This is a genomic window from Dyadobacter frigoris (assembly GCF_005280585.1).
GTDB lineage: Bacteria > Bacteroidota > Bacteroidia > Cytophagales > Spirosomataceae > Dyadobacter > Dyadobacter frigoris.
Genome location: NZ_SZVO01000010.1, coordinates 1 through 12,476, shown reverse-complemented (window position 1 = coordinate 12,476; position 12,476 = coordinate 1). Strand labels below are relative to the sequence as shown.

The 12,476-nt window shown below is 38.4% G+C and carries 13 protein-coding genes; 3 read left to right on the top strand and 10 right to left on the bottom strand.

What is annotated here, in order from left to right; translation table 11 throughout:
• Genes FDK13_RS20510 through FDK13_RS20490 form a run of 5 tightly spaced genes read right to left on the bottom strand, consistent with a single transcriptional unit; the run spans window position 1 to window position 5,304 of the window.
• Window positions 1–906 carry an alpha/beta hydrolase gene (locus tag FDK13_RS20510; RefSeq protein WP_137341890.1) on the bottom strand — a complete coding sequence of 302 codons (906 nt, stop codon included), beginning with the start codon at window positions 904–906 and terminating at the stop codon, window positions 1–3.
• 35 nt (window positions 907–941) lie between these two features.
• Window positions 942–1,955 carry a phosphotransferase enzyme family protein gene (locus FDK13_RS20505; protein ID WP_137341889.1) on the bottom strand — a complete coding sequence of 338 codons (1,014 nt, stop codon included), beginning with the start codon at window positions 1,953–1,955 and terminating at the stop codon, window positions 942–944.
• Between the two features lie 11 nt (window positions 1,956–1,966).
• On the bottom strand, window positions 1,967–3,034 hold the full coding sequence (locus tag FDK13_RS20500) for a winged helix DNA-binding domain-containing protein (protein ID WP_137341888.1): 1,068 nt from the start codon (window positions 3,032–3,034) through the stop codon (window positions 1,967–1,969).
• 28 nt (window positions 3,035–3,062) lie between these two features.
• Window positions 3,063–3,755: a 3-keto-disaccharide hydrolase gene (locus FDK13_RS20495; RefSeq protein WP_137341887.1), complete on the bottom strand. Its 693-nt coding sequence runs from the start codon at window positions 3,753–3,755 to the stop codon at window positions 3,063–3,065.
• Window positions 3,756–3,783: 28 nt separating this feature from the next.
• Entirely contained in the window at window positions 3,784–5,304 is a 1,521-nt protein-coding gene (locus tag FDK13_RS20490) for a glycosyltransferase family 39 protein (RefSeq protein WP_137341886.1), read from the bottom strand.
• Between the two features lie 329 nt (window positions 5,305–5,633).
• On the opposite strand from FDK13_RS20490, the gene FDK13_RS20485 reads away from it, so the two are divergent.
• From FDK13_RS20485 to FDK13_RS20475, 3 genes are all read left to right on the top strand, one after another.
• Complete coding sequence (locus tag FDK13_RS20485) at window positions 5,634–6,224, top strand: GDSL-type esterase/lipase family protein (RefSeq protein ID WP_137341885.1); 591 nt, start codon at window positions 5,634–5,636, stop codon at window positions 6,222–6,224.
• Window positions 6,225–6,260: 36 nt separating this feature from the next.
• Window positions 6,261–6,986 (top strand): esterase family protein, encoded by a 726-nt coding sequence (locus FDK13_RS20480; RefSeq protein WP_137341884.1) that lies wholly within the window; start codon window positions 6,261–6,263, stop codon window positions 6,984–6,986.
• A gap of 73 nt (window positions 6,987–7,059) precedes the next feature.
• Window positions 7,060–8,880, top strand: coding sequence for a M61 family metallopeptidase (locus FDK13_RS20475; protein ID WP_137341883.1), 1,821 nt, complete (start codon window positions 7,060–7,062; stop codon window positions 8,878–8,880).
• Window positions 8,881–8,883: 3 nt separating this feature from the next.
• Here the strand turns inward: FDK13_RS20475 and FDK13_RS20470 are convergent, their stop codons facing one another.
• From FDK13_RS20470 to FDK13_RS20450, 5 genes are all read right to left on the bottom strand, one after another.
• Window positions 8,884–9,249: a DUF1801 domain-containing protein gene (locus FDK13_RS20470; RefSeq protein WP_137341882.1), complete on the bottom strand. Its 366-nt coding sequence runs from the start codon at window positions 9,247–9,249 to the stop codon at window positions 8,884–8,886.
• Window positions 9,250–9,252: 3 nt separating this feature from the next.
• A complete protein-coding gene (locus FDK13_RS20465; RefSeq protein WP_137341881.1) occupies window positions 9,253–10,821 on the bottom strand; it encodes a serine hydrolase domain-containing protein in 1,569 nt (522 codons plus the stop codon).
• A 91-nt stretch (window positions 10,822–10,912) separates the two neighbouring features.
• Complete coding sequence (locus tag FDK13_RS20460; RefSeq protein ID WP_137341880.1) at window positions 10,913–11,308, bottom strand: hypothetical protein; 396 nt, start codon at window positions 11,306–11,308, stop codon at window positions 10,913–10,915.
• A gap of 198 nt (window positions 11,309–11,506) precedes the next feature.
• Entirely contained in the window at window positions 11,507–12,130 is a 624-nt protein-coding gene (locus FDK13_RS20455) for a DUF6134 family protein (RefSeq protein ID WP_137341879.1), read from the bottom strand.
• Between the two features lie 65 nt (window positions 12,131–12,195).
• Window positions 12,196–12,476, bottom strand: a 281-nt coding sequence (locus tag FDK13_RS20450; protein ID WP_137341878.1) for a transposase, incomplete at its 5' end; no start/stop codon positions are given.

The window sequence follows — 12,476 nt, the reverse complement described above, 5'->3', positions numbered from 1 at the left end:
CTATTTTAAGTAGGTTTTAAGAAAAACTGAAATCTTTTTTCTGTTGGATTCCACATCAAACATTTCTCCATAATGTGGCGCATTGGCCACAATTGTCAGCTCGTTCGCTACCTTGGCCCGTAATAAATAGGAGCGCAGCAAAACCGATTGCGTGTATGGAACCGACTCATCTTTTTCCCCGTGAAAAATGATAAACGGTGGATCATTCGCGTCTACGTAAGTAGTAGGGCTTGCCAAAGTTGCAATATCCGGTCTTTCCAAAATCGTAGCACCAAATAGCGAAGTTACAGCGTCAGTTGGATCATTTATTTCAATTTTTGGAATCAGCGCCGTAAAATTAGATGGACCGTAAAAATCAATTACCGCCTTAATTTTAAAAGGAACCGGTTTCCCGTCAGACGTGAATTGTTTGATTTGATTATTGTTTGAAAGCGCAAGCAAAGATGCCAAATGTCCGCCCGCAGAGAATCCTATCACTGCAAATTTATTTCTATCAATTCCATATTTTCCGGCGTTTTGGTAAAGCCAGGAAATTGCCTGGTTACAATCCTGGATTTGGGCCGGAAAAATGGCGTCTGTACTATACCGGTAGTCAATACTTGCAAAAGCATAGCCTTCATCGATGAACGATTTAACTGTATTTTTCATATATCCCATATCCGCAAACTTATCATTTAACTTCCAGGCTCCTCCATGAATCCAGATGACAAGTGGAATATTTCCTTTTGCGTTTACGGGAAGATAAATATCCAGTTTATGCCTTTTCAAAGTATCACCGGCATAAGCAAGATTGTTATGCATGACCGTTCCTACCGGAAATATGCTTTTTATTTTTTCAGGAATCTGAGCTTTTACCGACGTGATACTGCATATGAAAAGCAAGATTAGCTTTACTTTTTTTGACATTTGAAAGTGCATATTATACATGAATCAGGTTGGTTCTAAGATAATTTTGAAACTTTGTCTCTGATGTAAATCTTATTATAATCACACCACTTTTTGATGATCAGATTGATAAAACGTGACAAATAAATTTCATTCAGGAAAACGTTGGACCAATTGTCATAACGCTGACACTGTATACCCAGGAAAAAGAAATAAGTGGACGTGCTTATATAAGGAATAATCAGTTTTTCTTCCTCGCTAAGGCGGGTGATACTTTCATAACCTTTTAGAAAACTTTCAAGTTTCAGGTTGAACTGCGTTTCGTCCTTTTCAAGATTATAAAGCTGCATGATATAATACCCCAAATCCTGGCAAAGCATTCCGTTTCCACAGAAATCAAAGTCGAAAATAGTGATTTCGTCATTACCAAAAAGGTGCATATTATCAAACCAGATATCGGTATGAACTGCTCCAAATCTAACTTTTTGCTTGTCAATATTGCTTAATGATTCTTTCAAAACTTCTTTCAAATCTGCCATGTAAATCATTTCTTCCTGTTCAGTATTTAAAAATAATTTCAGGTAATCAAAATAATTTTCAAGCAAAATTTCCGGTGTGTAGGTGACCCGGTCAAGGTTAAAATTCTGTGTCAGCGAATGAATTTTTCCTATCGTCTCTCCAACTTTAAACTGAATTTCAGCAGCATAATTAAGTGCTTTTGCACCTCTGGCATATGAAAATAGAACACCGAAACGAATTCCTTCCGGCGCATTTAACTCTTTAATATAATGTCCATCAGGATCAGCAATCGGGTACGAGACAGAAATATGATTGTCTTTTAAAAGATTAATCAGGCGTATTTCTTCAAGAATTTCAGTTTTTGTCCGCCAGTTGAGACTGTAAATTCTAAAAACAAATTTATCAGATTCCGTGGTTACTAAATACGTATGGCTTATTCCTGTTTTTAAAAGCTTACAATCCGTTTTTGACCGAAACTTATATTCTTTTTGAAGGAAATCGGCGAGATGTTTTGTAGATAAAGTAGAGTTAGAAACAGGAAAAGGCAGCATGACAATTATTTTTAGGTGTAGTTCTTGCCTGCAAAAGAACAGAATTTTTTGACAGCGAGTTGTACGGCTTGCTCTTGTTTTTTATTTATCTTTTTAAAAAAATCGAGTTCGATAGCTATTTCTTTGCCCTTAATCGTACGTTTCCAACTGCCAGTAATTTGCCCGTCCACAACAATCATCCGATTATATGGAATGTTTAGTTTTGGATTATCCAGAATTTTTGGAGGAAGACTGTAAATCGCACTGCGATCTTTGTAGCTCATTCCATATTCGTCATAATCAGGCATTAGAAAGGTAGATCGTATTTTGCCGGATGCCGCGGGAACGGGATAATAGATATAGTTTTTTCCATCAATTTCTTCTTTGACAAAATCTTTTGGAAGCATTGAAATTCCTGCTTTTGCGTCCTTGACCGTTAAGCCGGACCACATCACAAAGTCTTCAATCTGAGCCGGACCACGACTTTTAAAATATCTTTTGACAAGTTCTGCAAGAGATTCTTCTTTTGTCAAAGGCCTGGTTTTTGGTACCCGTTCGTCTATCAATGCATACGTGAATTGTTTTCCATCTCTCGGGCCGCTGCAAATAATTCCTTCCAGTTCGGCCTGCATCATGATGCAGCTTAATCTGACACCATCGCCGGTTACAATTTTCTTTTCCAATTCAGATTTTAAAGTGGCCCTCGTCAAATGTTTGTTTCCTTCCAGATTTGCCACGATTATGTCATTACATTGACTAAAAATTTTCGGGGTCAATTCACATTTACGATACATGAATGCATTAACGGCATTTACCCTTGGCACGGTAAGTGAAATCATCCAGCGAATATCGGCAGAAGATACAAAATGCCAGGTCGGGCGCATGATATGTGTACGCAGAATCCTGCCTTCGTTGAATGCCTGTTCAATATCTTCATCGAAAATATTCGGTAATCGTAAACCAATTGCCCATTTCGCCATAGCATATTCCTGCGCTTGCATGGCAACAAGGTGCGTTACGATTTCCTCTGGTTTGGAGAATTTCGTTTCGGCGATTTGTTGGTTAACAAGTCGTGCATGAATGATTTCGGGAGTTGTCATTTTTTAGAATAACGGATTCTTTCAATGATCATTTGGTAAGCTGGGTGATGGGTGTCACTTCCACTTTCTTGAATTCAACTTCTGCACCTTCGGACTGTAATGCAATGTGGCCTTTTTGTGCCGTCGCATTGTATCCATAGTTAATAAAATCACCATTTAACCAAACCTTGATAGAATTTTTTACACATTCAATGGTCATGCTGTTCCATTCGCCAAGTGGCTTTTCGCTGCCGTCAGTCAGGTTTGGGATTCTTCTTAACTTGTCACCATTAACACCCCAGTTTGCTTTTGGACCACGTCTTTTTTCCATATCGGGCGTCGTGATATCTTCCTGAATACACCAAAAATCACCTGCATTTTCGTGCATCATTTGCACTTCTATTGATTTCGGAAACATGTCATACAAAGCTCTCGGTGTAGAAACGAAAACCAATGCACCGCAATTACCTGGTTTTCCCGCAAATCGATATTGGAATGTTAACCTGAAATTCTGATAGTCGGCATTCGTAATTAAATGTCCACCCGGCGTTCCCATACTAACTAGAAGGCCATTTCTGATAATAAATGGGGACTTCATTTTTGGGTCTTTGTCCATTTCAGGCACATCGATATGCCATCCGCTTAGGTCTTTTCCATTGAGTAAATTTTTCGCTTTTTGTGCTTTTGAAATCAATGGCGCGGCGATAAAAATACAAATAGCCAGTAGAAAATGTTTTTTCATGATTTGTTTGAATAATTTAATTGATATGTCAATCCCAACGATTTTCGCGAATATCGCCTTCCAGAATTTTATTGATAGAAACTTTGGCGTCAAGTAAAATGTATATGCTGGTTCCCCGCTCTCTTGCATATTGATTTTCAATTTTACCGGTCAGCGCTATTTTCCGGAAAAGCGGTTGTTCCTTTTTTCTTTCCTTGTCATCGTCATCTGCATTCTGGACGAGAATTATATTTTTAATTTCTTCATCAAGCGGAATCCAGTCAATATAGTCGGCGTTCATCGTTACCGCTCGAATGTTTTTAAACTTTGAATAGAAATTAATCGCTCCCGCCTGACCATAATTATCACAAAGTACAAGTGTATGTTTTTTGTCACTGATTTTTTCATAATCTGCATCCACTTTTTCCGCAAGCTCTTTCCAACCCTGCATATCTGCATAATCCTGCGGCAATTCATGATCTTTCCCGTCTTCCCAACGCAGGAGGCCTAGTGCTTTGTATACTTCCGGATGCGCGGCAATATAGGAAGGGCTTTTTACTGGAAATCCTACTCGTAACATCGGCAGGAATAAAAGTAGAAGAAATAGAATGGAAGCATAACGTAACCACAAAAGTCTGGCTGTAAATATTCTTTCAAGATAAACTGAACCAAAAGCCAAAAATATTGGATACAAGCCAATTGCATAATATCCCTTAGCTCTCAGATAAACAAAAAGTGATAATGTAAAAACAAATGACCAAAAGAAAACCCGATATTTTCGGAATGGTTCATGGGTGAAAAATGACAGGAACGCAGCTAGAATAATGAAAACGGAACCCATAAAAAACAGGAACTGCTCTTTGATAAAATCCACCCGGTTTACATTAACAAGCTGCGTTTTTGTCAGCAATTTCATGTGATGAATTACCGGAAAATGATTCTGGTATTGCCAGATTAAATTCGGAGAGACAATCAAAACTGCCAGACCAGCCGCCAAATACAAATGTCTGTTTTTGAATATTTTACGCTGACTTGTCAATACAAGTGCCGGAAGCAATCCCAGCACAAGAAACATGATGTTGTATTTATTTAAAAGCCCCAAGCCCAGTGCAATTCCCATCACATACAGCCATTTACTATTATCTGAATTGATATATTTCAACAAAGAAAAATAGAGTAAGGTCCAGAAAAGTATATCAGCCGAATTGGGCTGGTAGAGCATATTTATTCTTAAAATCACAGAAAACGTAACCGCCGTAGCACCTAAAATAAGTGCGAACAAATTACCTCCAAGTTCTTCAATAGTTTTCCAAACAATGACTAAAGTCAAAATGCCAAAAAGTGCCGGGAAAAACTTAATCCAGAATACAGAATTGCCCAAAAGTAAAATCACATAAGATACCCAGGACGTAAAAGGCGGTACCGAAAGATAACCCCAGGCCAGATGTTTGCCCTGATCAATATGCAGGAACTCGTCGCGGTGCAGTTCGTATTCCGGAGCGCTGACCAGATATTGGAGAACAAATTTTAGGATTATAAAGAGGCAGAGAATAAGTGTTTTTTTTGTCAAAATTTTAACGATTTCAGGTGGAAGGAAATTTACAGGTTTTTACTTTTTATCAAAAAAAGGAATATTTCATTAAAAGCGCAATTTGGTCAACATCGTTACCAGCTGTTCAGCAATTCAAAATCAGATGTTAAATATTTTCTCAGATGCGTAAAATTTTTTAACGATATTTTTAAAATTATTGCCGAATTAATTCGATAAACTTAACATGGAGTTAATATCAAAAACATATCTTTGGTAATGTGGCAAGTATTGACTTAAAATAAAAGTTTCTGGCTCAGTTGTTGTCTTACTTTTCACACTGATTTATATATTAAAAGTTTACCGGATTTATGCATTGGTACGAAGAGGAAGTTTTAAGAGTCGAAAAGGAATTATCAAGTTTGTCTTACCAGCCGGAAACGATTTTTTACGGGAGCTCATCGATCACTTTATGGGAAACTTTATATGCGGATTTTGCAGATCTTAAACCGGCTAATCTTGGTTTTGGTGGTTCAACCCTCGCGGCCTGTGTTTGGTTTTTTGACAGGATTATTGGGCCATTAACTTCCGCTAAAACGATTGTTATTTATGCAGGAGACAATGATCTTGGCGATGGAAGACACCCCGAAGAAGCGCTTCTTTCATATCGGCAATTAATCGGGCAAATCCGTAATAAGTTTGGAAGTGTCCCCTGTTATTTTATTTCCATCAAACCAAGTGTTCAGCGATGGGGAATTCTTGGACAGATTATTGAGACAAACCGGCTTGTAAAAGCGGAAACTGAAACTGATAATTTTCAGCACTATATTGATATTTTTCCGCTGATGTTAAACGAAAAAGGACTTCCTGATTCAAGCCTTTTTGAAGAAGATGGCCTGCATCTTAGTCCCAAAGGATATTCTGCTTGGCAGGAAAAAATCAGGCGGCAACTGGCTATTTAAAATAGAATACTCAACATAATAAAATTTGGGGACGTAATGGAAAGAGCTTATCATAAGTGGTTTAGCCCGATGTTAGGCAAAGAAATGGAGATTTTGGTTTTTGGAGGTCGTGGCGTTCCCGTCATTTTTTTTCCAACACGGAGTGCACGTTTCTATGATTTTGAAAACTGGAAGGTAATTGAAGCAATGCGTCCCAAAATAGAAGCAGGGGAACTTCATGTTTTCTGTGTTGACAGTATTGACAACGAAAGTTTTTATTCTGATGGTTCACCCGAAGACAGGATTTTAAGACATCTGGACTACGAGAATTATATTCTTAAAGAGGTAATACCTTTTATTAATAAGATAAATCCAGAAAAAAAGTTGATCTCCGCAGGTTGCAGTCTGGGCGGTTATCATGCAGTAAACATTGCATTTCGCCACCCTTCTTTATTTACAAAAGTGGTGGGTATGAGTGCACGTTATGACCTCACCGTTTCTCTTCCTTTTTTTAAAGATCTCTTCGATGGCTATTTCAGTGATACGATTTATTACAATATGCCAACCCGTTTTATTGGAATGTTATCCGACAAAAGGATTCTCAGGAGGCTGAAAAAACTCGAAATCATTCTGGTAATAGGGCAGGAGGATTCATTTTTGGAAAATAACAAGGAGTTAAGTTCGGCTCTGAAAAATCTGAAAGTGGCACATGATTTTTTTATCTGGGATGAAGAAGCACACCGTCCGCGCTATTGGCGTGAAATGGTTAAATTATACTTGTAAGAGGCATTAAGGTTGTTTCAATCTCCTTTTTTTCGATCTTCGGGTAATATTTAAATTCATTTACCCCAATTATATGAATCGATCACTTGGCTTTATTGCACTCCTTTTTACTTTTTATTCTGCCACTGCCCAAAAAATCAGTTATAATGTCACTTTCCCAAACATCACACATCATGAGGCACAGATTGATGTTACGGTAACTGGCGCAACACAGAATCAATTGCTTTTCCGGATGAGCCGTTCTTCGCCAGGAAGATATGCAACGCATGAATTCGGGAAAAACGTTTATGATGTCAAAGGATTTGATCAGGCCGGTAAACCTCTATCCGTTCTTCGGGTTGATGGTGATGTTTATCAGGTTAATACCTCCAACGGTTTTGCCAAAGTACGCTATACTTTGTTTGCCAATTATCCGGACGGAACTTACGCAGGAGTTGATCAAAACAGTATCCAGCTCAATATGCCGGCTGCTTTTATGTGGGTCAAAGAACTTGAAAATGCTCCGATGGACGTTACCTTCAATCTGCCGGAAGGAAAAAAATGGACATTTGCGACACAGTTAAAACCGACGGAAAAGGTTAATGTATTTACCGCACCGAATCTTCAGTATTTTATGGATTCTCCGGTAAAGATAGGATCCCTGGTTATCAAAAGCTGGAATTTGACAAATCCTGACAAGAAATCGTATGAGTTCAGATTAGCCTTGGAAGTCGATTCAAATGATTCACTAATAACAACTTTTGCTGCTAAAATCAAAAAAATAACGCAGGAAGCTCAGGCCATTTATGGTGAATTTCCTGCTTTTGACTATGGGAAATATACTTTTCTGGCAAGTATCAATCCTTATGTGAAAGGCGACGGCATGGAGCATAGAAATAGTACGATGATTGCCTTGCCCACACAATTTGACGGATCCAATAATTTACTTGGCGTTTTCTCTCATGAATTTTTTCATGCCTGGAATGTTGAAAGAATCCGTCCAAAAAGTCTGGAACCATTCAATTACGAAAAAAGTAATATGAGCCGGGAATTGTGGTTTGCGGAGGGTTTCACTCAATATTATGGCGAGCTACTTTTGAAAAGAGGAGATTTTGTTACCGTGGAAGATTTTGCAAACGGGTTATTGACGGGTTTGGTCAATACAAAGGAAAATACACCGGGCGCAAAACGTATATCACCAGCGGATGCAAGTTGTATGGCCGTTTTTGTGGACGCAGGCGTTGCGGTTGACAAAACAAATTATCCAAACACCTACACTTCTTACTATCCTTACGGCGCATCTATTGCCCTTGCACTGGAACTGGAATTACTGAATCGGAAATTAACTTTGGATGATTACATGAAGGCAGTTTGGCTTAAACTGGGGAAAACGGAAAATGTTTATGTAATTCCTGATTTACAGGCAGTTTTGGAGTCTGTTACCGGTGACAAGGCTTTCGCCGCTGGTTTTTTCAGGAAATATATTTACGGTCACGAATCATATGATTATGCTCCGCTGCTTCAAAAAGCAGGATTTTTTCTTAAAAAACAATTTGAAGGACAAGCGTGGATTGGGAATGTGCGCTATAAGGAAAATTCAGAATTAGTTATTTCAGCGAATACAACGATCGGAACGCCATTGTATAAAGGAGGAGTTGACATTGATGACCAAATTCTGAAACTTGATGGAAAATCGGTGAAAAAAGAGGCTGATATCAAGGCTATTCTGGATGCTCACAAACCTGGTGATGAGATAGAACTGGAATTTCTTCATAGAAAAGATGTGATCCTCGGCATGATCAAACTTGCTGAAAATCCCAAACTGATTGTTGTACCAAATGAGAAAGCCGATTTGCCTTTGGGCGACGGAGCACTGGCAATAAGAAAACGTTGGATTGAGAGTAAAGTAAAGTGATAATTATTTTAGTTTAATTAATCCGCTCGTATAGAGTGATATAGCGCAATCCAGAATGTCATGAATTGTTTCTAACGGCAAATCACCAGACGGATCAAAACGCATAATTTTCATACGTGATCGCTCATCCTGAATTAATCCGGGATGAGCGATTTTGTTTCCTTCTACAATGCCGAGATAAGGCAAGCCGGTTTTCTTTTCAACCCAGAGATAGCAAAACATCTTTCCTTTATAGCAGAAAAAGGGCATCCTGTATTTCCAGGCTTCCGAAATATTTCTATCTCTATCCAGGATAATTTGCCGGAGTGCCATCAGGCAGCTTTTGGCAGGCTCCTCTTTTTGTAAATAAAAGTTGTCAATTTCTTTCATAGGTCATTTTAAAACCTCTTTTACATCAAGTTGCTGAATAAGCGCAGGATTTTCTGGTGTCAAGGTAAAATAGATATCGATCACACCATTTTCGCCTTCAATCTGAAAATTTCCCCGAAGTTGATTTTGTGGTTTCAGTTCTGTTACTTTTTTTACCTTACCAATTTTAGTAAATAATGCTTGCGAAGCTTTTTTTCTAAGTTCAACCGAGCGGTCAGGAAAGAAATTTACTGCGAATATTTTACTTGTTTCTGTATTAGACCAGTCGGGCAATAGCTTAACAATTTGATCTTTACGTAATTTTAAAACAGGAGAAACCGGCAGCTCTCGTGGCTTTAAACCAGCCAATGAAATAAGTGTGTCCATCACGGCAAAATTGGCATTATTCATGCTGGCATAGGTCAGGTTTCCATTTGCAATCACCCCGATTCCATATTCAGGCATAATCCACCATTGACTTCCAAAACCCGGCAAACCTCCCGTATGTCCCGTAAAAATGCGATCCTCACAATCTCTGCTTGTTCTTAGTCCGTAGCCATAGCTGCTTACCAAAGAACATTCTCTTCCGTTGGGATATTTAAATTTTGAGTTCAGATTGTTGAAGGTCCAGGGCTGCTGCATTTCCCGGACCGAACTTCTTTTTACCGGGCCGGTTTCTTTATCGTTCTTAGCCGGCCAAGCCGACAAATGAAAAGCCATATACTTTCCGAAATCTTCAATGGAAGTCAATATTCCACCCATCGCGCCATACGTACCGTCGTGCAGCAAAACTTCCTCTTTCCATTTACCTTCTTCCCAGCGATAGCCATGTGCAAGCAAATCTGCCGGAGCCTTGGTATATTCCCAAATGGTATGGTCCATACCCAGTGGTTTGAAAATATTTTCGTTGATATACTGCTGATAAGGCATCTTTGTAATGTTACCAATAATTTTTCCCAACATTCCAAAACCGAGATTGCTATATTCATATTGTACACCCGGAACGTTAGAATCTGAAATTCCGCTTTTTATCAGAGCCAAAAGTTCTTCGTCTTTGCCATCAAGCTGGCGGTCGCCCCAGGGATTGTCTTCGGGAAAACCAGCAGAGTGCGTCATAAGATTTCTTATAGTAATAGCAGGTGCATCCGAAGTTAACAGCGGCATCAATTTGAGTTCCGGAATATATAAATAGGCGGGATCATCCAATCGTAATTTGCCTTCGTCGCGGAGTTTTAGAATTGCCATTGTCGTCACGCTTTTGCTCATGGACGCAATTCTGAAAAGTGATTTCCCTGAAGCTTTTGTTTTATTAGCGACATCGGTATAACCGTAACCTCCGGAATATAAAACCTGATCATCCACAACTAATCCAAAAGCCATACCCGGATAATTATTTTTCCCGGCGTATTCCTTATATATTTTTTCGAGCGTTGGTATTGCCGCTTTTATTTTCGCAATCCGCTGTGGATCCGTAAAGATTGGTGGCTGGTACGTTTTATAAGAAGATGCAGGTGCAATCTCTGAATTTAGTTTTTGCTGACTGTAAGTCAAATGTGTAAGCAGCAGGGATAAGGCCAGGAAAAATTTTTTCATGTGATAGTAATTGAGTAAAAATTTCTTCGTGAAGATAAGCCAATCCACAAGTTGTGTAATCTTTTTACCAGAAGAAATTTCTCAATTCATATCAATCATTTGCCAAATTCATGAAAATCTGGTTGCTCTCAGGATCAAGGTGGATCTCGTAAGTGTATTTGCCGCTTTCCAGCTTATGTTCACCGGTGTAGTCTATCGGCTGAATAATGTACGGCTCGCCGTTAATGTTGAGTTTAACAAAACTGTAACGATAAGCGAAATCAAAAGTCTTATAATCAGATAATTGATTGTCTGCAACCGTGCCAAATTCATTAACTCCGCCACTTGTATTAACTTCAATATTTTCAAAAGGTAATAAACTCGTATTCCTGATTCTTATCTGAACCTGGCTTTTAGCTTCAACATCATTGCTAAGCTCCTTGTCTCTTGAACAACTGAGATGCAGAAATACTATCCCAACAAAAAGGCTTAATAGTAATTTTTTCATAACGATTGGATGGTTTACTATTTCCATTAAAAAATCATTCCATTACTTTATTGAATAATTTCGTGGTTCTTATACAACGCTTCTTTGAGTGATTTTGTTTTTTTTTAGAAAAATAATTTACTTAAAATTTAAGTTGGTTTTAAACAAAAAAGGCTGGGTTAGACCCAACCGATTGATAGACAGAAGAATGTAAATCTTTTAAATTTTTAACTTAAAAATGAATTCCCCATAGCCAGACTCAATCTCTACACGTTGCAATACACCTGATCTGTAAGTATAGGTCATAATATCTCCATCAGGCAATGTGGTTTCATATACAGATGCAGCAATTTCCTTGAATTTTAAAAAGGTCTGGAAAACTTCTGAAAAAATCTCGCTTTTCTGAATCGGTTCATTGAAGTAAAGCCAGGTCACTGTCGCAGGAATATTGCTCTTGAATTTTACGACATCGTCATCATCTTTTTTTAGTTCATAATGGTTATCCGTAAAGCGGGTTGTGGCGGCCAGTTTCTTCTTTTTATTTACAAAACGCTGCACCTGAGCATCTTTTAGCTGAGCGTTGGAAAAAAGGTTTGTCGTGTTAGACTGTATTTTGAAAGTGAGCAACATGTTAATATTCATCTCGCTGTCGGTAGCATAAAATTGTCCCTGTGGTTGGGATTGAGACGTTGCCTTTAAAAATCCGACCTCTTTTCCCCGCCAGATTACAGAATAATTTCTATACTGCTGACCATATGCATTAACAGTCAGAAAACAGATTAATACAATAAAGAGCTGTTTAAAGGCGGTTGAAGTAAATGGACAGTTTGTTTTAAAAATCATAATGCTGAGTCTGAAAAGATAATATTCTAAACGGGAACAACTTATATTTATTTGACTATCCGGTATTAATACCAAGTGCTTTCCATTGCCGCTATCATTAGTCTATCTGAAAGTTTATCGCCAAAATATCTTCGGTTAAACTTATAACAAAACTCGTCGAGGTAGTTCTGAACATATTTGGCATTTATACAGTTATGGTGCACCCCATTTAACATTCTTTTGGCATTACTAATGGTTCGGTTCACCCACGGAAACAGCTTTGCTGCTTTCTTTTTATCGGACTCAATAACGACATTGTGTTTGGCAATTACCTCTTTTAATTTTTTGTAACCCCAATAGCCATCGG